The following is a 25245-nucleotide window of genomic DNA, read 5'->3' on the forward strand; positions in this document are numbered from 1 at the left end:
GCCGGGGGCGTCAGTCGTCGCCGACCGGCTTCGCCTGGACTCCCTCTACCTCGATCTCATCGGGCCGATCCGCGCCAGCGCGTATCGTATACGGGCCCTTTCCGTACACCGGGAGGTGGGCCCCTTCCCCGCGCATCCGCACGGTGTAGAGAATCTCGCCCCTCTCTTCCTCGATCACCTGGACCACGGCGCTCGACCGCTGGCGCACGAACTCCGGCACCGGCAGGTAGCCGGTCGGCTCGCGCCCGTCGTTGTCGGCGCACGCGAAGGTGATGGGCCAGCCCGGGAACTGGGCCGCGTCGCCCTGGCTCATGTCCGCGAAGCGCGGCCAGCATTCCACCGTCACCGACTGCGCCTTCTTGTCGAAGCGAACGACGCCGAAGCCGTCGGCGCGCTGTTTCTCGTCGGTTCGATCCGACGGATTCGCGTAGGCCATCATGGAAATGCGGTTGCCGAGCCCATCCAGGTAGTCGCCGGTCCACGGGAGAGGGCTGCCCTCCACCGGGTTCGGTCCCGGCTGCTCGTCCTGGGGCCACCACCAGCGGCCGTAGATGGTGTTCACGATTGCGGGGCTCGTGAAGGCGTAGGGGCCGTCGCCGAACGCGTCGATGCCGTGCTTGACGACGACGGCGAGGTGCTGATCGCCGCAGAGGTGCGGCGCGCGGGCCCGACGGATCTCCCTCAACGCCGCATTCCGCCCGGCCTGGGGCCAGGCGTTGCTATCGAGATCGGCGAGCAGGCGGTTCTCGGGCGAGCCGTGCAGGTGCACCGCGCCGCAGAACGCCGTCTGCGAAAGCACGCACTTCATGTGGGCGCCACTCCAGTCCTGGCCCCACTCGTGCAGGAACCGGATCTGGCGATCGCCGAGCAGCGCCAGCTCCGGCAGGTCCACCGAGGCGCGGTCGTACTTCGGATCGTTGATGTGATCGGGCCGCGGCCCCATCTTCGGGATCTTCCCCTCGGGTCCGCTCTTGAACTTGCGGTCCTCCAGGATCGCGAAGTCGACGCCGCCCACCTTGAGGTTCGTGAAGTAGACGCCGATGCCGCGCTCGATCGGCGCTGGATCGTAGGCGTCGGGGAGGTGCCAGGTCTGGCAGCGCTCGACCATGTTCACGTACGCGGCTGGAAAGAAGTAGCCCCCGCTCGGTCCCTGCTCGTCGGTGGCCTGCTTGCCGCTCTCGCCCCAGAGGTTCGACTGCCCGATGTCGTGATCGTCCGGGATCGTGATGACCGGTCGGTCCTTCAGAATCTCACGGAACTGGACGCCGAACTCCAGCCAGCCGTAGGTGTGCTCGGTGTGGTGGTAGGACTGGTCACCGGCGAAGAACAGAAGATCAGGATCGACGCGCTTCAGGTTCTCGAGCATCGTGGGCCGCGGCCCCGGCGTGCGTGAGCTGTTGCAGGAGAGATGGCCGACGACGAGGACGTCCTGGTCGATCGGGTCGCGCCGGACCGTCCCTTCGAACGAGGCCTCGTTTCCATGCCGAACCCGGTATTCGACGTCGCGCGTGCTGTCCCATCCGTCGAGCCGGAAGTGGGCGCTCCATCCGAGGTCGATCACCTTTTCGGTGGCCGCGAGCTCCCACTCGCCTGCGCCGCTGCGAAACTCGAGACGAACCTCGCGCTCTTCGTCAGGATAGAGAGGAAAGAGCTGGGCCGTCAGCTTGAGCGTGCCACGGTCGTGCGTGTAGAGCGCGAACGCGACGACTTCGTCACGCGGAACGTCCAGGGACATCGTGCGCCGAGGGTTCGGCTTGACGTTCCACCACTCCCCCATGGCCATGGACTCCAGCCGTTGGAAGCGCTCGCCAAAGACCTCGGCGGCCACGAGCGGCTTCACCTCCTGCAGCGCAGCGGCGAGTCCTGTCGAGTAGGGCGAGAAAAGGGCCGCCACGGTGGCAGCGCGAAGGAGCAAGTGGGTCGACATGCCCGTACCGTACCTCCCGAGGACATCGACGTCAGCTCAGTCGTGGCGGTACCGAACGCGATCAGCGCCCTACCTGTGAACGGTCTGGATGCCCTCGCCCGTTAGCTCGAGCGGAAAGCGGTCGACCTCGCCGTTCTCGCCGAGGAGCACGACCTCGTAGCTCCCTTCGCCTGCGAACAGAACCGGCGTGCTTCCGCCCTCGAGGATGACCTCCCCCAGACAGATGATGCTGCCTTCCCCGTAGCGCCGATACATCAGCGCCTGGGAGCCATCCGACACCTCGAGCCCCATGCTGAGTGCTGCTCCAGGCGGCCCTCCCTCCGACCACTCGATTCGAAACTCGGCATTGCGCGTCAGCTGAATGTCGACCTCGGCTGGGTCCTCGAAGTCGGAGAGGGCACGGTGGTAAACCTGAAATTCGAGGCCGCGATAGGCCCGCAACTGAACATCCAGGAGCGCCATCGAGGGAAAGGAGAAGACTCCGAGCTCGTCCGTCCTCGCCGACGCTCCATGGAGTTCGTTCGCCTCCCGGTTGTAGTGATCCTCCTCCGCGCCGAAGGCTCGACTCGCGTGGACAACCACGTCGCGCAGTGGGTCCCCCCGCTGATCCGTGACGCGCCCCCTGAGCCGACCCGAGCCTTGCTCCCTGTCGATGACGATCTCCACGGCGCTCTGCCCCGCCTCCACGGACACCTCGGTTCCCCAAAGCCGATCGGGTTCATGGGCCAGAACGCGGTACGCGCGCGACTGCAGCCCATCGATGCGGAACGCGCCATCTTTCGACGTCGTGTACGTTGCGGTACCGGCGGCCGATGCCATGTCCTCCACGCGCTTCATCCTACTTGTGCCGGAACCAAGTTCACCCACGGCGCCGAAGGCCTCGCCGTCGAGTACGCCCACGTGCATCCCGGCGAGTGGCGCTCCGGTCTCGTCTACCACGCGCCCGCGAATCTCCAGTGCACGGGGCCCCAGCACCAGGACCAGCTCCTCCGGCCAGACCCCGTCCGGTCCTTTCTCGGCTCGCGCGGAAACGAAGCCAGGAAGGACCGCGTGGACGCTGTTCTCGCCGCCGCCGAGCGCAATCTCGAACGCGCCCGTCCCATCCGCCACCCGTGGCGGTACTGAACCCGACCCAAAGCCGCCACGTTTCAAGTCCGAGGGGACACCCCTGAAACCGAACGTGGCGGCTTTGGGTCGGGTTCGGTACCGCCGCGTTTCGTCCCGCCAGGAACGTCGATCTGCCTTTGGCGTACCTGCTCAGTACGTCAGCGTCAGCTCCGTCGTTCCCTCCGGGAACTCCACCAGGTGTCGCGCGAGCGGATGGCCCGCGTCGATCTGGGCCTCGGTGCCGATCCAGACCTCGTGGGCTCCTGGTGGGATCTTGTCGACCCAAATGCGGCCTTGCCAGCCTGAGTACACGAAGGTGGTCGAGCTGATCCCTTCGGAGTCGACCGGGATCCGGTCGCCATCCTCGCTGCAGATGGCGACGCCGATCCGATGGAAGGCCGTCAGGTCCAGCACTCCGGATGGCCTGGACGGTGCGATGCGCCCCACCCATCGAGCAGTCCTCCCCTTCGGCAACACCAGCTCGACGGAGTGATTCCCCGGTTGAACCTCGACCCAATCAGACGCCATCGCGTCCGTCGTGATGCCACGGGAGCCTCCGTTGAATTCCTCCCAGTACTCACCTCTCACGTGAAAGCGATAGAGCCCAGGAGCGATCGAACCGTTGACCACAGCGCCCCGCGCGCTGCGGTATGTCTGGCGCGTTCGCATGCGACCGTTTCCATCGCTTTCGTACGGTGTCACTCCGACAGCTAACTGAAAGGCATCTGCAGTCATCGCGCGTGCGACCGCCGAAGCCTCCAGATCCTCCTCCGCAACCGTCCACCAGACCTCTGACCTCGTCAGCTCCCGCCCTTCCATCAACAGCAGAAACTCCACGTGCGCCGCGAGTGGCTCGGTCAGCGTGAGGGTGAGCGGCTCCATGCCCGGCCTCACCGCTCCGAACTCCGTTCGCTCGTACTCCCGGCTCTCCACGGAGACCGCATGGGACCCCGGGGAGAGTGACCGGATCCGGAAGGACCCGTCCTTGTCGGTGGGGACGCGCTTGGGCTGGGCCTCCGGATCCGCCAGGTTCCTGAATTCGACGATGGCACGATGGACGGGTCCCTCCGGTCCATGGACCACCCCGTGCAGGGACGAGGGCCGAAGCTGCAGGGTGACCTCTCGGGCGGAGCGACCGCTGAGCGTGAGATGGGCCTCTGCGGTGAGTATCTGCCATGCTTCTGTCTTATCTCGAAGCGAAGCCTGGACGGTCAGTGGTTCTTCGGTGCGGACGGAGATCACGCGCCGCGCGCGCTCGTTCTCCGGTTCGGACGGGAGCGCCGCCGGTCCGCCGAACATCTCCGTGGAGTCCCTGCGTCCGCGGTATTGCACCTTCGCTTCCGGACAAGGCTCCCCGTCCGGCCCCAGGACATTCACCCGAACCTCCACGTCGGTGGCGATCACCACGTCCACGGAAGCGGTGCCTTCTGCGCCCGCGAGGATCGGGGGCCCGTCCGGCGAATCTTGAAACGTCAGCCCCGTCCCATTCGCCCATCGATCGATCTCGCCCCCGGGGACCGAAACGGTCAAGGGAACGCCGCTCGGCACGTCCATGGAGATCGGCTCTCCGGTGGACTTGCCCACCACGTTCCCTTGATCGGAGAGCCACGCATCCCCCACGTTCGCGCCGTAGGGATTGATGCGAACCGCGTAGTCCATCCCCCTCACCGGACTACCATCCGCGTAGGTCACCCGGAGTTCGAGCTTCCCCTTGGGCGCCATCAGGAACGTGGCGCTCTTGAAGGAACCCGTGAGGTCGCGCGTCGGTCGAGGCCGAGTCAGTGGGACCCAGTCCAGGTATTCAACTCTCGCCTTCGTGATCCCGCGCGCAGGGCCCAGATGGAAGTACCCGAGGGAGTCCGTGGTCGCTTCCAGCGGTCGGCTAACGTCACCGTCCTTGTCTTCGGCCCGCACTACAGCGCCCGCGAGCGGCCTGCCCTGGAAGTCGCGAACGAAGCCCGTCCATGGCCTCGGTTCGATCGTGCGAGCGACGCTCGACGTCCCCACGGGTAGCTCTGCCGAGATCGGATCTCCTTGCCTGACGGCAGGCGCCGCCGTAGGTGAAAGTGACTTGCCCGGTGCTTCCATGGCTGTCTCGATCGACTCGCGCATCGGACCGAGCGCAGTGGCCACGAGCTTTGGCTCGCTCAGCCGTTCCGGAGTCGCCTGGACGACCGCCGGATCCGAGTCCGGGCTATCACGAAGCCCGAAGACGCCCAGCGCAACCAGCGCTCCCGCCGTGGCGACCACGCCGACCAGCGCGCCACTCGACTCCGCCCACCCGGTACCCGCCGCCGCCTTCGCCGCGCCCGCGGCGCCCGCGTGAACACTGACCGTTCCCCCACCCAGAGCCACCGCCGCGCCGAGCCACGCGTTTCGGCCGCCCGGGTCCTCTGCGTCCAGGCGGGCGCGCATCTCCCTCAGCGCCCGCGCCAGCCGCGTTTTGATCGTCGCCAGGGACTGGCCGCTGGCTTCGGCGATCTGCGCCGGCTTCAGGTGCTCGTAGTAGCGCTGGAACAGCACGTCCCGGTAGATCGGATCTAGATCGCGCACGTGGGACAGGAGGCGCTTCCCCAGCTCGATCTCCGCGAGCTGATCCACCGTGGACGGCCCCCCCTGGGGAGGCCGCGCCGCCAGCGTCTCGCGCTCCGCCCGCCGGGCATCGCCGCGCCGCGACCGCGTGAGGCTGCGCCCCACGACCTTCGCCAGCCACGACCTCGGCTCGTCGATCGAACCGGGCGGGCGCTGGATCGCGGCGGTCATGGCCTCCTGGGCCGCCGCCTCCGGATCGTCGCCGGGTCGGCTCAGGGATCGGGCGAGACGCGACACGAAGTCGGCGTGCTGGGTCAGGTCGTCGTGAAGTGAGTGCATGTGGATCCGAGAGAGACAAGTTCCAGGGCGTTCACTGCACGACTGCCCGCGCTCACCGGAACGATGTCAGCGATCTTCGGAAAGTCCCGACCCAGGAGGCAGCGCGGCCCGGCCGCTGCGGCACGAGTCGGCCGATGCCCGCGCTCGCCCCATGCACTTCATCGCGGCCCCAGGTCGTCCGCGACCACGAGTTCACCGGCTCCGAAGTCATGGGGCGCAAACGCCTCGATCGGATCCGCCTCCAGGGACACGTCGCCCTCCAGCTTGAAGCTCAGACGATAGCGCGTCGGCGCCAGTCCAGGGATCTCGAAGCGGCCGGACCAGCGCCCGCCCGCGCCCTCGGTCCACGCGACCTGGGCCGTGCCGCTCGGGTAGGGAACCGACGTGTCGGTGAGCAGCTGCACCGGCCGCGCGATCACGCGCACTCGACCGTGATAGTGGCCGGTTCGACTGCTGAGCGCGCCACCGATGGCGCCGAGCTGGAGCTTGGCCATCTCCTCGCTGCGGAACTTCCTGCGCTGCCAGGTGAGGATCTTCTCCGCCGTCTGCCTGGCGAAGAGGCTTCGCACGGTATCGGGGTCCGTCTCGACGAACTCCTGGAACACACAGGGGATCGCCGCCTCGTCCCAGAGCGGCACGGTCGCCACCTCGGTCTCCGCAAGGAGAAGACGGTGCTCCTCGAACCGGATGAGACGTACCTTCCTTCCCGGGACCTCCTGGCGAATTCCGGCCTTGGCCCAGTCGTTCGATTCTGCCCGGCTGTGAGTCCTCTCGATCTCGATCGCAAGGTGCGAAAGGGTCGAGTTCTTCAGCCAGTCCGGCTCGTCGAAGACGAACCTGGCTGGCGTGACCGCGACCGCTGGCTCCAGAGTGCCATCGGCGGACGCGAGCGTCGCCTCCATGCCGTCCTTCGACATCCACTCGATCCCGCGAAGCTCGAGAGCGACGAAGCACTTGACGCTGATGTTCCAGGCGTCGGCAGACGCTGGGTCTCCGCTGTGCGGAACTTTCCGGATGCGCTGCAGCTTGACCTCGCGCGGATAGAAGAAGTGGGTGTCATCGACCGATACGCCCTTCGCCAGATCCTCTGCGGAGACGCCCTGCTCCAGGTGAAACTGCGCCTGGCGATCGGCGTATCGAAGCGTGACGGGCCCCCTGAGCAAGAGTCCCTTCGTCCGCAGCACCCCTTCCTCGTCCGTCGTGCCCGGGACCATCACGTCTCTGCTGTCCGTCACGAAGCACGGCGCGTTCCCGAGCGGCTCCTTCGTCCAACGATCGAGCAGCACCGCGTGGACCGGCACCAGATCTGACGGGTCGAAAGGGGCGGCCTCTGCTTCGGTCTCGCCGGGCGGCGGCAGCGTCTCGCCGTCGGGCAGCCGCTGCGCCACCGAGACCTCGACCAGTGGCCCCTCCTGGACCACTTCCGCGAACGCAGGAGACGCCTCGGACGCGGCGATCGGAACGACCGCAGTCTCCCGCGAAGCGCTGAGCCGCTCCATGACGAAGAGCGTGATCAGGAACGACAGGACCCCGAGCACGAGGCGTGCGGCGCGCCAGACACGGCTGCCCTTGAAGGGGTGTTCTGCGTTGAATCCGTCCATCATCCCCGCGGGAATGCGATCCATCCGCGCGCCGCGGCTCAATGTAAAGCCAATATGCCCCGGGCGCGAAATTCTGCCCAGGTTCCGTGCCACACCGGCCCCAAAGGGGCTCTCCTTGTGGCATGTGCTACCGCGCCCTCAGAACCCTCCTGGCCCGACTGCCTCTCCCGCGCGCCGGTGCTGCAGCGGTCGCGCTGTCCATCGCCAGCACCGCCGCCTTCGCCGCCCAGGCCACCCGCACCACGCCCCTGCCGCAAGCCGCCCCGGCCACGCCGCAGTACACCGACCCGGCCCTGAACTTCCTCGCCCCCTACGGGCTGATGAACTTCCCGCGGCAGACCGTCCGCGCGCTCCAGGTCTTCCTCGACGCCCAGGCCCGCTACGACGCAGGCGACTACCTCGGCGCTCGGTCCGTGCTCCAGGGACTCTGGGCCGAGTACCCGATCGGCGCGCCGAGCTGGGGCTCGCTCCCGACGAAGCCCTTCGGCCTGAACATCGGCTCGCCGTCCTGCTACTACGGCCTGCGGATGCTGAGCGACATGACCGACTGGCGCGTCGCGGGCACCCAGCCGGGCGTCGGTCTCCAGCCGCGCACCGTGCGCCTCACGGTCCTGCTCGTCGGCCAGAGCCACGGTATCGAGCCCCAGAACAACCAGGACCTGCAGAGCGGCACGGGCATCCCGGTCGTGCACACGCTGGACCCGCGCATCGAAGCGGGAGGCGCCTGGCGCGTCCAAGAATCCCTGAAGCTCTTCTGCGAGTACGTCTTCGCCGCCAGCCAGGGCCTGCTCGAGGTCGACACGCATATCCTGCCCCTGCCGACCGTGGACCTCGAGGTTCGTGCCAGCACCAACCCCACCTACGCTGGACTCACGAACCCTGGCGACGTCTGGGCCCACGTCTCCGATCAGGACAAGGCCGAAACGGACTGGTGGTGGATCCTGTATCCCTCGCACGTTCCGGAGCAGTACCCAGCCTTCACGACCCGCGAGTTCATCACGGGCGGCATGGGCACCGGCCCGGACAACCAGTCGCCGTTGTTCATCATCGACGACCGCTGGCTCCTGCGCAAACCGCCCCACCTCGGCAGCGGCGACATGTCGAGAATCGAGCGCCAGGCCTACCTGCCCCAGTGGCTCCAGCACGAGTTCTTCCACCACCTCTTTCGCAGCTACTCCGAGTTCGACCTGGAAGAGTCGTCGCACCAATGGTTCAACCTCAGCACGTGGCCCTCGGACTTCGTCGGCCGCTACGAGGCCGACTACTTCCACGAGGCGATGTACAAGCGCTTCCAGACGGCGACACCCGCGCTGCACGCGAAGATGCGCTACGCGACGCCGCCGGGCACCTGGAGCCAGATCACGATCCAAGATGTCCTCGGCACGTACCACCGCGAACCGTTCGAGAACGCGTGGCACGTCGGCGACATCGTCGCGAGCCCGACCCTCCGCTGGCGCAACACGGCGGGCGTGCGCTGGAATCTCCAGGAGGACCTCGCCCACGGCAATCTGCTGACGGGGCCCGATTGCCCGTACTTCAACCTGGAGAGCGGCAAGCAGTTTCGCATCGTGATGGACCGCGACCAGAACGGTGATCTTCTGAACACGATCCGAGGCTTCGCTTTCACCGGTGAGCTTTACGAGCGTCAGTAAGTCGCTCGGCCTCTGCTGCCGTCGCAGCGGGAGCCAGGTCTCGTCTTGCGGCGGAACACGGCGCTCAGTGCGACCTCAGGCAGCGCTTCGGACGGCCCCGTCGACGAAGCCGCGCTGGGGTCTTCCGAGCAAGAAGCCCTGAAAGAGGTCGCAGCCGAGCTCCTTCGCCGTCTGGAACTCCTCGCTCGTCTCGATCCCCTCGGCGACGGAGCGGATGCCCAGGGCGGAGCACAGGCTCGTCATCGCCCGGATGACCGCCTGCTTCGTGGGCGACCGATCCACGTTCCGGATCAGCTCCATGTCGAACTTGACGACGGACGGGCTCAGAAGGGAGAAGGTGTTGAGTCCGGAGTAGCCAGCGCCGAGGTCGTCGACGGCGATCACGTATCCCATCTCGGCGAGCCGCTCGAGCGACCCGAGGAGGTTCTCCGCCGCGCTGAGCGAGCTTCTCTCGGTGATCTCGATGATGACGCGGTCCGCGTGGCGGGCCAGCGGCGAGGAGTCGAGGTAGAGCGAAGCGTCGTCGAGGTGATCCGGGTTCACGTTGACGAGGATCTTGGCGTTCTGTGGCGCGGACGGAATCTCCAGCGCCACCTGGTCCCGGATGCGTGCGCCCAGTTCCTGCGAGCGCCCGAGGAGCGTGGCGATATCGAAGAACTGGTCCGGCCCCTTCACCTCGGTCGACTCGGTGCGCACGAGCGCTTCGTAGCCGAAGACTTCACCGGACCGCGCGAAGACCGGCTGGAAGCTCATCCAGAGCCGGTCCATCGCGTCCTCGAACGTGCTGACGATGTCGGGAACCGTGAGAGACTTCAGGTTCTCCGTCGAGCGAGCCCGGGACTCCAGCTCCTCCTGCTTGGCGAGAAGCTCCTCGATCGTCGCTTTCACCTCGGAGGGCGGACAGGGCTTCAACAGGAAGCGGTGGACCTCCGCCGCGTTGATCGAGTGCACGACGCGCTCCAGGCTGGCCTGGCCAGAGAGCGTGACGCGGAGCGTGTCGGGGTACTTCAGCTTGATGATCGTCAGAAGATCGCTCCCCTGCATGCCCGGCATGCGCTCGTCCGAGACGACCACGTCGAACGGCTGTTCACGGCACAGCGCCAGAGCGTCGTCGCCCGAATCCGCCGTCTCGATGGCCCAGCCACTCTTCCGCAGTCCGACCTTCATCGCGCGCGTGACCTCGGGCTCGTCATCTACCAGCAGTACGCGGATGGTCCTGTCCTCTCGGCTATCGGTTCTCTTCAAGGGTCATTTTCCTGGCTGGATATCAGCTCAACTCGTCCACTCGTTCCGCATCATCCATGGTCAGGACGTCCGGCTCGTCTCGGCCCATCAGCCGTCAGGTAGCTTCCGCACCGGCTCTCTCGATCATCAACGCACGGCGCGCCAGAGCGGAGAGTCGCGACAAGGTCTCGCCGTCGAGGTAGGCCGACGCTCCCTCGGAGAAGCGCGGTCCATCCTCCGAATACGCACCATCCTGCTCTTTCGCCACTTCATGACTGACGATCGTATGCGCGATGTGGACGGCCACGGCCGCCTCCATCCCGGTGAACAGGTGCGGATCGGGATCATGCTGAAAGGCCACCGCTTCGACCAGTTCGTGCGGTAGACCCCAGACCGCGAGGAGCGCAGCGCCGACGTCGGCGTGCGTCGCGCCGAAGAGCCGCATCTCCACGTCGGACCATTGGTCGTGGGGCAGGCCCACGCACTCCGCGATGTAGCTCGCTCCCAGTTCGGGAGTCTGGGCCAGCACGAGCTGTCCGATGTGATGGAGGAGCCCGGCAGAAGCCGCCGTGTGGGCGGCGGGTCCGCGCCCCAAGAGATCGCTCGCCACCGCCGAAGTCGCGTTTGCCTCTTTCAAGAACTGATCCATCGGGAAGGCCTGCTCCGAAGGCTCCAGCTGGCTGATGACCTCAGCCGCCAGCACCAGCTGGGAGATGGTCGCGAATCCGAGGAAGGTGACTGCCTCGCGGATACTCTCGATGGTGCGCGGAATCCCGAAGAACGCGGAGTTCGAGAGCTGCAGGACGCGCGCGCTGACGCACGGCTGATGCTCGATGATGTCCGAGATCGATTCGATCGACGCGTCGTCGTTCGAGAGGAGAGCCGTGAGCTCGAGGTAGACGCTCGGGAGAATCGGGAGTCGATTCGTGGACGTCACCATCGCGTGCGCAGCGCCGGACTGCGTCACCTCCCGGGTCTTCAGGGAGCGTTCGATGACGCGAACGAGATCGTCTCTTTCGGTGGGCTTCGCCAGCCATTGATGGGCGAAGGGGATCGCGCGGACGGTGATTTCGTCCTCGGCCTCGCCGGACAGCACGATCCTCACGGACCTTGGCAAGAGTTCGCTCGCCTTCCTGAGAAACTCCGCACCGTTCATCCCGGGCATGCGCATGTCGGAGACGATCAGCTCGGCCGGACTTTGCTCGAGCGAAGCCAGCGCCTCGGCGCCGGAGGTCACGAAGCGCATGTCCCAGCGACCGCGCTCGCGCCGAAGCGCGCAGCGAAGCGAGTGCAAGACGTCCTCCTCGTCATCAAGGAACAGGATGCGTTGTTTCTCAGGCTGCGTCATGGACTCGAGCTCGCGAGATGGGAAGTCGAATCAGGAATGCCGTGCCTCCTTCAGCGGGCGTCTCGATTCGCAGCTCGCCCCCGTGTCGATCCACGATCACCTTGTGCGCGAGCGCCAGCCCCTGTCCTGTCCCCTTGCCCACGGCCTTCGTCGTGAAGAAGGGATCGAAGACCTTGTCGCGCACGCTCTCGGGAATACCTGTGCCGTTGTCACGAACCTCGATCACGGCGCGCTCCCCTTCCACCCGGGTGCTCACGCGGATGAGTCCAGGCGCCGGGTCTGATTTCTGACGCTCCTCGATGGCATGCGCCGCGTTCACGATCAGGTTCAGCACGACCTGGTTGATGTCACCGACCATGCACATCACGTGGGGGAGGTCGCCGAAGCTCGTTTCGAGCTCCGCGATGTACCTGAACTCGCTGCGCGCTACGGTGAGCGTGGTCTCGACGGCGCGGTTCAGGTCCGCTGGGGCCTGCTCGTGGGTGCCGGGGTGAGCGAACTCCTTCATCGCACGGATGATCGTGGCGACCCGGCCGACGCCATCCAGCGCACGCTCGAGAGCCGCGGGCGTTTCCTCCATCAAGAAGGCCAGGTCCACGTCCTCCTCGATCTTCAGGACAGCCTGCCGCTCCGCTTCCGCCACGCCCGCCGCTTCGACCGCCTTCATCAGTTCGGACTGCGCCGCGCGAAGGCTCAGGTTGTCCTCGAACGCCTCCTGCAAGAAGGTCAGGCTGTCCCCCACGAACTGGATCGGCGTGTTGATCTCATGGGCGATGCCTGCCGCGAGCTGCCCGACCGACTCCAGCTTTTGCGCCTGGCGGAGCTCGACCTCGAGCTTCTTGCGGTGGCTGATGTCCGTTGCCACGAAGACGTAGGACTCGGGGGAAACGCTTCCGCGGTCGAGCACGGCGCCTGCACAAAGGATCTGCTTGGCGGCCCCGTCCTCTGCCAGCAGGACGACCTCCTTGTGTTCACCCAGGACGTCCTTGACCTCGAGCGCGCTCTGGCCGTCCAGCGTACGAAGGTGCTGGCCAAGTCGCTTGCCGAACGCCGCCTCCTCGGATTCGACCTCCAGAAGTCGCGCACCTGCTCGATTGACGCTCGCGATCGTTCCATTGGCATCCGTCACGATGACGGCGCTCTCGAGGGTGCCCAGCACCTGGGTCAGGAACTCGACCGTCTCCTGAAGCTCCTGCTGGGCGACGAAGAGCGAACGAGATCGATCTTCGATGATCGACTCGAGCTGTGCGATCTCCGCCTTGGCTCGGCCGAGCCTCCGCTCCAGAATGACTTCGCGGTCGTCCGTCACGCGGCTTGCCTCACGCTCCCCTTGAACTGAATCTCGAACGTGCAGCGCGCGGCACCGTGGTGCATGCAGCCCGTTTCGATGTACTCGACGCGTTCCTCGAAGTGGGCGGCGGCGCCGTCGATGAGGCCCCGGAAAAGCGGGCAGAGACGCCTCGACGACATGTAGTGGATCACGAGCGAGCTGGGGCTCACGTCCACGTAGTCGAACCGAGGCGTCTCCGCGTCCGGGAACAGCTTACGGACCTCGACGTGGATGACGGAGTGAATCGTCAGGAGAAAAGACTTCAGCCCTGCCTCCCTGTCGACGAACATCGGGACCTGAGCCGCGAGCTTGCCGAAGAGATACACGCCGAAGGCGTGCAGCGCATCGTTCAGCGAGATGCCGAGCTTCGCGATCGCCGTCCCGACCAGGGCAAAGAGGTCCTCGTCCGGATAGGTCATCGGGCCCACGAACGGCCCCTCCGTGGCGAGTTCGGTCGCGTCCAGCAGGTCCTCGAAGGTGGCCTCACCGAAGTTGTCGACGACGAAGGACTCGAAGTGTTTGAAGATGATGCCTTTCATGGGCCCGGTTAGCAGCGGCAGGGCGATCTGGAGCGAATGGGTTTTCCCGCGCGAGCAGGAAGTCCAGGGTGATGCCCTGGCATTTCCTCTCTATCGCCTCAAGGCAACGCCTGAATGGATCCGAAACGACCGGAAAGAAATTCCAACTCTGGCCCTCGGATCCCCTCCTATGACTCCTCGTCCCCCCCGGTCGCTACCCACGCTTCTCGCCTCCCTCGCCGTGGCACTCACAGGGTGCAGCGGCAGCGACTCCCAGGCCCCCACCCCGGACCCCGTGACCCTCTCGGGGACCCTCCTCGGGCCGGGTGGGAGTGCTGTTGGCGCCACCGTTCAGCTGTCCAACGCGTCAGGCTCGTACGCGACATTCTCGAACCATCTCGGTGAATACTCGCTGAACGACGTCCCCCAAGGCACCTACGAGCTCCTGATCGATGGCTCCACCGTGATCCGCGCCGATGGCTCGAAGGCGAGCGACCTCGCTTCCCTCAGGGCATCGACGTTCGTCGTCGAGCCAGGCGCCGTCCCGTTCGGTGAGTCATTCCTGACCCTGCCCGAGGTCGGTGCGTCCCTTCCGCTCAGCTTGGACGTCCATCGCCAGGCCGTGATCCCATCGGGAACGGAGCTCCGCGTGCCTGCTGGCGGTCCCGCCCTACGCTTCGTCCAGACCACCATCGTTACCTTCCCCGAGGGAACCGAGGGCCCGCTGTCCATCAGCGACGCGCTTCCAGGGTCGATCCCGGTGGCTTCGCTGGAAAGCGACCAGGCCCCGGTGGGCGGCCTCATCCTTCAGCCGGCGGGCGTCACCTTCGACGTGGACCCGGTCATCCTTCTCCCAAACACCGCCGGGCTCCCACCCAACACGGCCGGCGTGAACCTCGTGGGCTTCGGCTCCACGGGAACCGAGCGGATCACGATCGGAACGGGGACCGTGGATCCTGAAGGGCGCTACATCGTTCCCGACAGCACGCTCGCGTCCAGCCCTGGCGAATCGGCCGAGCGTGGCACCATGAGCCCGTCGAGCACCGGCTCGTACGTCGCTGCCACCCGCACGAGCGAGAATCCAACGGTCACCGTGACCGGTACCCTCCGAGACAGCTCAGGTGGAACGATCACCAATGCCAAGGTCCTGGTGTCCTCCAGGTCGTCCGTCTACCAGGTCGCCTCGGATACGTACTCAGCAGAGGTGACGAACTACGGACTGGGTGGACTCGTCAACGTGATGGGGGACGCCAACGGCTTCATCCGTGACTTCCAATACCGCGCCTCAACCACTGGCGACGAACTCGAGGTCGACCTGGTTTTCCACCCCGCCAACGACGTGCCGGGCAGACCATTCGTCACCGCCACGTTTCCTGCCGAGGGCGCAGTGGGAGTCAGCCGCAACAGCGTGATCCGCGTCCAGTTCAACGAAAGCATGGACCCCACGTCTCTCCAGGGACTCGTGGTTCAAGAGACCTCAGGTCTGCATCGTGACCCCGACGTCTATTTCATTGGCTTCGCTCCTGCGCCCAATGTGGGGGACGTTCTCGGCACCCGTTTCGCCGAGCAGAACTCCGTCGGGAGCCTCTTCGGCTTGATCCCTGTGTTCCCCCTGAAGGCTGACACCGAGTATTCCATCGTCGCCCTGACCCTTTTGACCGACCTCGCAGGTGAGTCCCTCTTCCAGAGCGCACAGTACATCCACGGAGGTTTCGCCTACGAGGTCGTCTCGACCTTCACGACTGGATCGACGGATCCGGGAGCGCCAGTTTCGATCACGTGCTCCCCTGGCACCGCCACCACGATCAACCGATACGAAACGCTGCAGGCCACGGCCAACGTGACCGAGACATCGACCTCCAGCGTGATCAACAACGCACCGGTGACCTGGTCGTCCAGCGACGTGAGCGTGGCCTCGGTGTCGTCGACCGGACTCATCGACGCGTACGGTTCAGGCACGACGACCATCACCGCCTCCGCCTCCGGCGAGACCGCCAGCTTCGAGCTGACCGTCGCCCCGCTGGCAATCGACCGAGTCGAGCTCTCGCTCGGAAACGACCACCCACTTGTGGGGAAGACGGTCCTCGCGGCGGCGCAGGCCTACAGCGCGACCAACGCTCCTTTTCAGCAGCTTCGCTACCAGTGGTCCTCGTCGAACACCGGCGTCGCCACCGTCGGTCCATTCGGTGAGATCACGGCCATCGCTCCGGGTACCTCCACGATCTCGGTCCACGCCGTGGGCGACGCGAGCGTCGCGACTCGCGTGATCACCGTCCATGCTCGGAGTGAGGTCGACGGTATCGAACTCTCCAATGCAATCGACGGACTCGAGGTCGGCGACACGGGGGTGTTCGCCTCCACGGTCATGGTGGGCTCCACGCCGGTCGCTGGCGCGCCGGTTACCTTCGCCTCATCGAATCCTGCGGCACTTCGCATCGACGCGTCAGGCTTGACCTACAGGGCCGTCGCACCTGGAATCGCCACCATCACGGCCACCGCTGAGCTGGGTGCGACCGACTTCACACGCGAGTTCGTGGCCATCGTGTACCCCGTAGGTGTCGCGTCGGCGCAGGTGCTGGGCGCCGCGAAGGCGGCCGACCCCAGCGCCGGAGCCAGCGTCTTCCGGCACCATGTCTCCGACGGCAGCTTCGCCGAGAGCGTGACGACCGATAGCACGGGTCTCGCGCTCTTCAGCGACGTCTCCCAGAGCACCATGTCATTCTCGCTCGCGGAGACCGCGGGCAACACCACTCGCCTGCGGTCCTTTCTGGGTGTGCGCCGGGCGCTCACGACCGTCAGCGGCGGAAGCACCTCCGCCGCCCCCATCGTCCAGCTGGACGCGAACGGCGGGCCGACCAGCACCGACTACATGACGGGTTCCAGCGGCCGCTTCGCCTACCCGGAGACTTTCTGGACTCCGGCCATGCCGGCTTCCATTCTCGGAGTTTCACTGGCGCAGCAGCAGGCGGACGGCCTTGTTTCTGCCTTCGCTGCGGTCCAGGACTCTCCGAGTTCGCCCGTCTGGGCGGCGCCGTCGGACGCGCCGTCCGCCGCGGGCTTTGCGCTGGATCTGAACCCCTCCACTCTGGACGGGACCACCGTTTCCGTGACGGTCGACGGCTCTGCGCTCAGCACGATCCCGTTCGCCACGGAGAGCCAGCTCGACATGATGGCTCCCGCAGGCGGCGCCGTCCGACGTAAGGGCGTGATCTTCTCCCAGCGCTCTGGCGTGGGTTCGGAGAGCACGAGCGGCCAGTCGACCCTCGCGTTCCCCCTTGACTGGACGGACGCCTACCTCGTCCACGAGCACAGCGGCAGCTCACGAACCCGCCAGTACACGACGCTCCGATCCATCCCGACGAGCCCGGTCCAGGTAAGTTCACCCGACCTCATCCTGTCCGGCATGACCTGGCTTGATGGAACGCTCTCGTGGACTCTGGGCGGCACGGACGCATCCAGTCTGGACATCGGGCAGGCTCGCGTGGTCTACACGACGGCGACGGGCAAGCGCGTTGAATGGACGAGCTGGTTCTCGCCCAACGTATCTTCCATCAAGGTCCCCGGCCTTCCTGCCTCGATGTCGGATGTGCTCACGAGCTATGACCTGGTCGAGTACGAGCTCGAGCTGTTTGCGATCGATGGCGTCTCGGGGTTCCCCGCCGCCATCAGCGCGATCGGAAGCAGCAACGGAAGCCTTGAGCAAGCCCTGCTCGACCTCCAGACGGAAGCACACTCCGTGTACGAGAGCGGAACGGGCAGCGGTGGAGGCGGCGGAGGCTCGACCGACTACACTCTCTCCTTCACCATCAGTATCTTCGGTAGCGGTACGGTCACCGCCGACACGGGCAGCGGACCGGTCAGCGTGGCGGACGGGGATGTCCTCACGCTTCCCGAGAACACGCTTGTGACGGTGACGGCCACCGGTACCAACGGCTCGGTCGTCCAGTACTTCGAGGTTCCAGGCTACTTCTCCTTCGATGGCAATACGACGGAGAGCGCGACCTTCACGATGACGAGCGACTCGTTCGTCACCGTGGAAATCCAGTAGGTCGAAGCTCGGCTCATGGTCGATAGGGAGGCGTGCGCCGGAACCACGGTTCCGGCGCACGCCTCGTCTTGCCTGAAGGAGGGCTGCTGGGCGAGTGAGCCAGCGCGCCGAGGCCAGACTTGAGCTTTGATCAAGGGGGATCCCCCAACCAGAATTCCTGCCACGTTTAGGCGCTGCTTAGCTCGACGGCGCATGGTGCAGCGTCGGATGAGAGGCACGTGTTGCCTCGACCGAACACAACACCATGCACGACAAGACCACGCCCAAGACCGAGATCGGTGGCACGAGTGCCGCTCCCACCGTGCGCAAGGCCACGACCCATGTCAGCGACACGGTCCGTGAAACGAGCAGCGGAAGCACTTCTACGGCGCCGCAGGCGCCGGAACACGCGCCCGTGACCGGCGGTCCCCGAGCGCAGCTGGATCAAAAGGATCGTCTGCGCGAGACGCGAGGGACGAACCCGGTCGTCCTGGGCGCGCTGGCACTCGCGGTCGTGGCGGTCGGACTGGCGCTGTATTTCACCGTTCTCGCGTGATCCGACTCGTGATCCGGCCGGTGTGACCCGACGGGGACGAGCCGCTCGAAGGAGCGGCCGCCCGCGGCGATCGGAGGGTCAGCGAAGGATCATCGAAGGACGCACGAAAGCTGAGATCACGCGATCCGGAGCTCCTGAGCGAAAATTCCACAGGCGCTGTTCACCGCCTGCAGCTCCTGCCTGGCGCGTGAACGCCAGCGAGCCTCGCCCGATGAACGCGAGCGGCGGCTGGAACGCGCCAGGCGTCTGGCTCCAGCGCCGGAGCTGAAGCGTGCTGACTTCGACCACGTCGAGGAACTCGACGCCTGCGTCCTGCCGGATATAGGCCACCGCACCGGACGCGTGGTGCGCGACCTGTTTCAGGTACTGAACGGTCGGGGATCCGGCATCCAGGACGCTCGCCGCTTGCCCGGCTGATGTTGCGGCGATGATCTGCTGGCGACGATTCGCGTCGTCGCGCTCGATCGCCGCGACCCAGCCTCCCGAAGGGCCCACGGGCTCGATCCAGTAGACCTCGCGAATGGCGTCCAGGACCGTGGTCCTCTGGCCACTGATCAGCGACAGGACCTGAAGTTCCTTGCCGTCATCGTCCTGAACCAGGGCGTACTCCTCGTTCAAGAAGACGACTCGAGCCGGAGTCCACGTGGGGAGCGCAGTATCGAAGAGGGGCAGCAAGGTGTCGTTGGACGTGCCGCTCAGGTTCCGAAGCGTGAGCTGACCCGCACCGTCCAGCGCGGCCGAAAGGACTTCTGCGCCCTCCAGCCCTCCTTCCGCAGGCACGTTGGGTTCCCCCACGGCGAACAGAATGCCGCCTGCTGGGCTCGGCGTCACCCGCCCTACCTCGTTCAAGGTGTCCACCATTTGAGCGTCACCGCTCGCGACCACCGTCGTGGGAACCGCTTCGGCTCGACCGAGGACGACGTCGGTGAAAGGTTCCATCAGCACATTCACGTCTTCGACGCACCACGCTGCCGTGACTCCGTCGTTGCAGAGCGCCAGAAACGGCCCCGACACGAACTCGGGCAAGAAGCCCGCCGGGCGCATGTCCTGTGGCGCGGAGGACGCGGCCCGTGCCATTCCCACGGCATCGAAGACGAAGGGCTGCCATGCGTCAGGCGCCGAGCCTGCAACGGCCACCGCAGCACCACACACAGGGTTCATGAAAGCGTCACCTCGCCAGACCGCTGGAGCGGTACCGGCCACCTGGACGAGAGCGGCCGTCGCGCCGGCCCGACGGAGGAATCGATACGGTCCATCGGAGGCCACGCCGAAACCCCAGAGCTCGCCCAGCCAGACACCGTCCACCCCGAAGTTCAGGGGAGGTAGGTGGCTCGTCCTGACCTCCACGGCCGCCGAGTCGATGTCCACTTCCATGAGGTCCCCTCCCGCGCCTGGCACCGTGGCGACCATGAGTCCCGCGGCCCACGGGTCGAGGCCGATCTTGGGCAGGAAAGGGCTCTCGCCGAACGCGAGCGCGTCGCGCTCCAGTAGCAGCCGCGGGTGACCATCGGCTGCCACATGCACCAGCGCGAAGCCAGGGAGACCCGCGCGCGTCCCCCGAAGCATCCAGAGAGAACCTCGGCCCCGCGGCAGCACGATCCGGGAACCGAGACCGGCGTCCACGCGGAGCTGAGCCGAATGGGCCAGGCCGCTCGTCAGCTCGGAGCGGCCCGAGATATCGATCGGCATCGGCTCCAGGTTCGCCCAGGACCGGAGCGCTGGATCGAGCCGGTCCGGCACGAACTGCCCGCTGCGGAGATCGAACAATCCCGTGACTCCTGCCCCAGGGGCGCCCTCGAGTGTCGCCAGGGCTGGACGCCGCACACCTGCCAGGGGATTGGCTGGCGGGAGCGAGGTCCCGATGGACTGCGCGACGAGGAGGCTGGTCAGAAGAAGAATGGCCATGACGGGAATGGGATCGAAGCGAGGGAAGTTGACAGCGACGGCGTCAGCCTGAGGCCGCACCGACCTGTCGTCTGTAAGGGTATCCTTGCAATCCGCTTGCCAGCGTTGCCCGTGGTCCACAGAGTCGCTCCCTCGTTCCACATCATGGGCTCCAGCGGCGTTCAGGGGCACCCCAGCGTGCCTTTGGAGACCCCGCGTCTCCCATCAGGACCAGCCTTCCAGTCCAGATTCTGGATCCATGAGCACCGATTCATCTCGAGACCTCGTCAGCCGCCTACCCGAATCCATCGAGGTTCTGAGGGTTCTGGCGCGCCGACCGGATGAGGTCGTGCTTCAGGCCCGGCTCGAAGGAGAGCTGGTGGCTGTCCGCGCGCTGGCGGATCCAGAGGCGGGCGCCCTGGCTGAATGGAGCGCCTTGCACGACATTTCGTCCGACGCGGTCGCCTCGATTCGCGCGTGGGGTCCTCTCGAAGCCGTACCCGCGGCAACCCGGCCGCTCTCCAGGCCCGTTCCAGGACGTGAAGACTTCAGGGGCAAGCACGGGCTATGGCTGGCGCGCCAGTGGATCGACGGCGAGTCGCTGGAGGTCTTCGCTCGCACCGCAAGCGATGAGCAGCTCGCCAGCGCAGCGGCCGACATCTTCCTTGCGCTCGACGATGTCCACGCTGCGGGCATCGTTCACGGCGACCTCTCGCCTGGCAACATCATCGTCGGACCGGACGGAAGGGCGTCCCTCACGGACTTCGGGCTTTCCTCCTCGCTCCAGGCGGGGTCGAACGCCCCCCACGGGGGCATGCGCCGCTCCGGCACGCCGCTCTTCATCGCACCCGAGGTGCTGATCGGAGCGGCTCCATCCCCCGAGAGCGACCACTTCGGCGCCGCGGCGGTGCTGGCCCTCGCGCTCGCCAAGGTCCAGGTCGATCCGGCTCGCTTCTACGGTCGATTTCCCGCCGAGCCTTTTCTCGACGCCGCCGAGATCACGCTCGACGCGCTCCCCACGTGGAGTCGCGATCTACTCATCTCTTTGCTCGCGCGTGATCCCTCCGAGCGAAGATCGGCCTCGGGCACGCCTCCCTGGAAGGTCCTTCTCGACGGACTCGGGCACCGCGGTCCCGCCGCGGAGAGGTCCGTGGTCGCGTCGGTTCGCCCGCTTTCCTTTCTCGTGGGGCGACATGCGTGGCTCGATGCCGTGGCCGAGTCATCGCCTGGACTTCTCCTTGCGACATCCACCGACGACCAGGAGGCCGACGGCGTCCTCGACGCAGCCGCCATACGCTGGCGGTGCGCCGGGCGAGCGGTTCACAAGGTGGACCTCGGGCGCCTGACGGCCCAGGCACAGAACACCCTCGACCTGGATCGACGGATCGCCTCCGAGGTCCAGTACGTGGCGGGCACGACTTCCACGGGGGCGAAACTCTCCACGGCCCCTCCTGGAATGATCGTCGTGTCGATCACGAAGGTCGACGAATGGTCCCTGGAGGCGCTCGATGTCGTGGCCCATGCGGCCCTGGCGGAGGGCGACGTCGTCGTCCTCTTGATCGTTTCCGAGGTTCGGCGTCCGAGGATCGCGCGCGCGAACTCTCCGTGGGCATCTGCTTCCCTGCACGCCATTCCGCCGCTCGCTCGGGCGGATCTGTTCATGGAGATCGGTACCCGGGTGGCTGGCGGCGAACACAGCGACGCCGCAGGGCTGGAGGATCTGGTCGACCGACTGGACCAGCTGGGGCAGGGCTCCGTGGCGCGCGTCAACGGACTCCTCCGTTCCGCCGCCGAGCAGGGCGCATTCGAATTCGGCGCGACGGATGGAAGCACCGCCAGCGTCTCGCTTCGCGAGACCTTCGTGCCGGCTCAGCTCTTGAGCGGTCGATCCACACGGTCGCCGCGGAGCCACACGGATGCAGAGAGGAACCTCCTGGCTGCGCTGATCCTTCTGGGGGGAACCGCGCCGTTTCACCAGGCCCTGCGAACCGCCGGAATCCCGCCGGATTCCAGGGCTCCACGGCAGCTGCTCGAAAAAGGGCTCTTGAGTTCCCCCGCGAACGGCACCCTTCAAGTGACGAACGGCGCGATCGGTCTCGAGGAACTTGGGCTAGAACCGAACGCGCTCCGAAGCTTGCATCGAGCGGCCCTCGAATCGCTCATGTCTGGCCCCGACGAGATCAACGCGGTGGCGAGCCTCCCGGACCAGTGGGTGCACGCCCTCGGCGCGGCTGCAGGGCCAGGCGACCCGCTGATCCACGTGGTCGAATCGGCGGTGGCGAGCCTCGAGAGGCAGGGCCTTCGCACGCGAATCGCCCGTGGCCTCCGGACAGCGCGGGCCGTCCTCGAATCGGAGAAGCGCCCGCTCCCCACGAGCCTCATGGGTCAACTCGCGCTCAGCCTGGCTCGCTGCAGCGATGGCTCGGAGGCCAGACGCGTCGCGGCGCTCTCAGGGGACGCCTCGGTGGTCCAAGAGGTCGAAGGCGTTCTCCAGCACATCGCCGGAGACCTCGAAGCAAGCGCGGCTTCGTTCGATCGCGCAGGTCGTCCACTCCAGGGCCTCGTACAGCGGGGGCATGCGTCGTGGGAGCAGGGCGACCTGGAGCGCCTGGATACGATTCTCGAGGAGGCACGGGAGGCACTGCCCTCATCCGAGCCAGGCCGCGACCTCGCCTGGATGGACATGCTCGGACTCGCCGCGCTCGCGGCGGAACGCCGAGGGGATACGGCGCTGGCCTGGACCTACCTGGATCAAGCCTTGAGCGTGGCGGACTCCGCCGATGCGCCGCAGTCAGAGGCCGCAATCCGTATCAACCGATTCGGTCTCGCCCGGCGCACAGGCCGACTCGATGCCGCCCACGCCGAACTCGAGCAGGCCCGTGCGCTCTACCAGGCGATCGGATCGGCCGCAGGCGAAGCGCAGGCCCAGAGCCTCCTCGGCACCCTCCTCAAGGACCAGCGCCGCTGGCTGGAGGCCGAGCAGCCCTTGATCTCAGCCCTCGGACGGCGCGAGCGCCTGGGCCGGCTCTCGGCGGCTGCGACGACGCGCGGCACGCTCGGGCTGATGCTGCTCGATCGCGGACATCTGCGACGCGCCATGGACCTCCTGGGCAAGGCCCGAGTCGAGCTCGAAGCCGTGGGACTCCTGGGCTCCCACGCGCTCACGTCGGCTGCGCTGGACCTCGCTCGCGCCAGGGTCGGACTGGAAGGCCTCGTCCCCCCTGGGTCCAGCGACGGAGACCCACGGGTGGCCGACTGGCACGCACAGGCCGCATGGCTCAGGGGACTGGGCGAAGCACCGCCAGGACTGGATGTGCCGAGCCTCGAAGGCGAACCCGCGGCGACGCCCGAAGGCCAGGTCGAGGCGCTCCTGAAAGCAGCCAGTCGATTCGGTGAACAAGGCCGCGACGCCCACGCGGCGCGCTTCGCCATGGAGGCCGCAGCGATCGCCGCGACGCAAGGCCTCGACCTGCTCGAGCGCCGCGCTCGCCAGGCCGCGAACGTGCGCTTGACCCGGGTGCTGCAAGGATTGACCGAAGACGAAGCGCGCCGCGCCGAAGAGACCCTTCTGGGCGTGCCTGATCCGAAACCTGCGTCCATCGAGCGATGGCGCGCCAAGGGCGACGAAGAAATGGACGTGATGAAGATTCTCGAGCTGAACGAACGGCTCGTGCGACAGGAGGACAGCTCGAAGCTCCTCGGCGCCATCGTCGAGGCCGCGATCGAGATCAGCGGCGCGGAGCGCGGCTTCATCGTGATGTCAAAGGACGGCGCGCTCGAACTTGACACGGCGTTCGACTCGTCCCGCGGCGAGATCGGCGACGAGGACGTGGAGTTCTCCCGTTCCATCGTCGAGGAAGCACTGGAGCATCGCCGAAGCCTGCGGGTGAGCGACGCGCTGGAGCACGAGGAATGGAGCGCGGCGCGATCGGTCGAGGAGCTGCGTCTCCGATCGATCCTCGTCGCGCCGTTCTTCGTTTCACCGCGGATCGCTGGCGTCGTCGTCGTGGACGATCGCACGCGTCCGGGCGCGTTCGGGCCGCGGGAGCAGCGGCTGCTGGAGCTCCTTGGAGGTCAAGCGGCGCTCGCGATGCGTCAGGTCCACCGACTGGAAGAGAATCGCTCGCTGGCGGCCGAACTGCGCCGCCGCGTCGTCACCCAGGGCGCCCAGCTGGAGCAGGCGACGCGCGCGCTCGACCGAGCGGGGATGGCCTCTCCGGTGGAAGGACTGATCGGCGATTCCCGCGCGATGGAAACCGTCGGTGCCATGATCCATCGAGTGGGCCGCGCCGACATCGCGGCCCTGATCACGGGACCGAGTGGCTCCGGCAAGGAGGTCGCGGCCCGCGCGCTCCATTCCCTGAGCCCCCGCAAGGACGCGCCCTTCGTCGCCGAGAACTGCGCGGCCCTCCCGCCGTCCCTGGCGGAGTCCGAGCTCTTCGGCGTGAAGAAGGGAGCCTTTACCGGAGCCGAATCCGACAGGGAAGGACTCTTCGAACGCGCCGGCGGCGGCACGCTCTTTCTGGACGAGATCGGCGAGCTTCCTTCCGAGCTGCAGGCGAAGCTACTTCGCGTTCTGGAGACTCGAAAGGTGCGCCGCGTCGGGGAAACCGATGAGCGCGCCGTCGACTTCCGCCTGGTGTCCGCCACGAACCGAGACCTCGGCGTCGAAGTCGAGGCGGGCCGCTTCCGCGCGGACCTCATGTACCGCCTCGACGGCGTCACGATCGAGATGCCGCCTCTCTCCACGCGCACCGAGGACATCCCGGCTCTCGTGGAGCATTTCCTCGCGCTGGATGCGCGCGCCGGGGAAGCGCCGAAGACGATCCACGCCGACGTCCTTCGGCGACTGATGGATCGGCCATGGCCCGGCAATGTGCGCGAACTCTCCAACGAGGTCTCTCGCCTGTCCGTGCTCTCCGGTGCCGCGATCGAAGACCCCGAACTCGTCCGTGTGCCGTCGCAGGGCGCGGGCGAACAGGGAGCCGCGGAGGTGCGCTCCACGGGCGGAAGAGTCAGGACCATGGCCGAGCTGGAGAAGATGGCGATCCTCGACGCGCTCGCGGCCACGGGCAATGACAAGCGCAAGGCGGCAGAGCTGCTCGGGATCTCCCGGGCGAAGATCTATCAGCGCATCAAGGAGTGGGGCGACGAATAGGGCGTCGGCGGCAGACTCTGTAGGACCAAGAGCAACCGGCCA

Annotated in this window: 13 protein-coding genes; 4 read left to right on the forward strand and 9 right to left on the reverse strand. The window is 66.7% G+C overall.

What is annotated here, in order from left to right:
- Nucleotides 1-10 precede the first annotated feature (10 nt).
- The 4 genes from Poly30_RS24565 to Poly30_RS24580 all read right to left on the reverse strand — a co-directional run bounded on the left by Poly30_RS24565 (nt 11) and on the right by Poly30_RS24580 (nt 7530).
- Nucleotides 11-1927, reverse strand: a complete 1917-nt coding sequence (locus Poly30_RS24565) for an alkaline phosphatase D family protein (protein ID WP_145203874.1) — start codon at nt 1925-1927, stop codon at nt 11-13.
- Between the two features lie 69 nt (nt 1928-1996).
- Complete coding sequence (locus Poly30_RS24570) at nt 1997-3037, reverse strand: carboxypeptidase-like regulatory domain-containing protein (protein WP_145203877.1); 1041 nt, start codon at nt 3035-3037, stop codon at nt 1997-1999.
- Nucleotides 3038-3184: 147 nt separating this feature from the next.
- Nucleotides 3185-5905, reverse strand: a complete 2721-nt coding sequence (locus Poly30_RS24575) for a sigma-70 family RNA polymerase sigma factor (protein ID WP_145203880.1) — start codon at nt 5903-5905, stop codon at nt 3185-3187.
- Between the two features lie 158 nt (nt 5906-6063).
- A complete protein-coding gene (locus Poly30_RS24580) occupies nt 6064-7530 on the reverse strand; it encodes a hypothetical protein (protein WP_145203884.1) in 1467 nt (488 codons plus the stop codon).
- Between the two features lie 98 nt (nt 7531-7628).
- On the opposite strand from Poly30_RS24580, the gene Poly30_RS24585 reads away from it, so the two are divergent.
- Entirely contained in the window at nt 7629-9158 is a 1530-nt protein-coding gene (locus Poly30_RS24585; protein ID WP_145203887.1) for a hypothetical protein, read from the forward strand.
- A gap of 75 nt (nt 9159-9233) precedes the next feature.
- Here Poly30_RS24585 and Poly30_RS24590 read toward each other — a convergent pair whose 3' ends face one another.
- The 4 genes from Poly30_RS24590 to Poly30_RS24605 form a co-directional block, all read right to left on the reverse strand.
- Entirely contained in the window at nt 9234-10403 is a 1170-nt protein-coding gene (locus Poly30_RS24590) for an EAL domain-containing response regulator (RefSeq protein ID WP_145203890.1), read from the reverse strand.
- Nucleotides 10404-10497: 94 nt separating this feature from the next.
- Nucleotides 10498-11730, reverse strand: a complete 1233-nt coding sequence (locus Poly30_RS24595; protein WP_145203893.1) for a response regulator — start codon at nt 11728-11730, stop codon at nt 10498-10500.
- Nucleotides 11717-13039 carry an ATP-binding protein gene (locus tag Poly30_RS24600; protein ID WP_145203896.1) on the reverse strand — a complete coding sequence of 441 codons (1323 nt, stop codon included), beginning with the start codon at nt 13037-13039 and terminating at the stop codon, nt 11717-11719. The genes Poly30_RS24595 and Poly30_RS24600 overlap by 14 nt, the downstream gene beginning before the upstream one ends.
- Nucleotides 13036-13599, reverse strand: a complete 564-nt coding sequence (locus Poly30_RS24605) for a heme NO-binding domain-containing protein (protein ID WP_145203898.1) — start codon at nt 13597-13599, stop codon at nt 13036-13038. Before Poly30_RS24605 ends, Poly30_RS24600 begins: the two co-directional genes overlap by 4 nt.
- A 220-nt stretch (nt 13600-13819) precedes the next feature.
- Here Poly30_RS24605 and Poly30_RS24610 point away from each other — a divergent pair, with 220 nt between their 5' ends.
- Nucleotides 13820-17626 carry an Ig-like domain-containing protein gene (locus tag Poly30_RS24610; RefSeq protein ID WP_419190624.1) on the forward strand — a complete coding sequence of 1269 codons (3807 nt, stop codon included), beginning with the start codon at nt 13820-13822 and terminating at the stop codon, nt 17624-17626.
- A gap of 244 nt (nt 17627-17870) precedes the next feature.
- Nucleotides 17871-18161, forward strand: coding sequence for a hypothetical protein (locus Poly30_RS24615; protein ID WP_145203904.1), 291 nt, complete (start codon nt 17871-17873; stop codon nt 18159-18161).
- Nucleotides 18162-18239: 78 nt separating this feature from the next.
- Here Poly30_RS24615 and Poly30_RS24620 read toward each other — a convergent pair whose 3' ends face one another.
- Nucleotides 18240-20066 (reverse strand): hypothetical protein, encoded by a 1827-nt coding sequence (locus Poly30_RS24620; protein ID WP_145203907.1) that lies wholly within the window; start codon nt 20064-20066, stop codon nt 18240-18242.
- Between the two features lie 238 nt (nt 20067-20304).
- Between Poly30_RS24620 and Poly30_RS24625 the strand changes: the two genes are divergently transcribed.
- Nucleotides 20305-25203, forward strand: coding sequence for a sigma 54-interacting transcriptional regulator (locus Poly30_RS24625; protein WP_145203910.1), 4899 nt, complete (start codon nt 20305-20307; stop codon nt 25201-25203).
- Nucleotides 25204-25245: the final 42 nt, after the last annotated feature.

Origin of the sequence: Saltatorellus ferox (assembly GCA_007751475.1) — a bacterium.
In the GTDB taxonomy this organism is placed as follows: domain Bacteria; phylum Planctomycetota; class UBA1135; order UBA1135.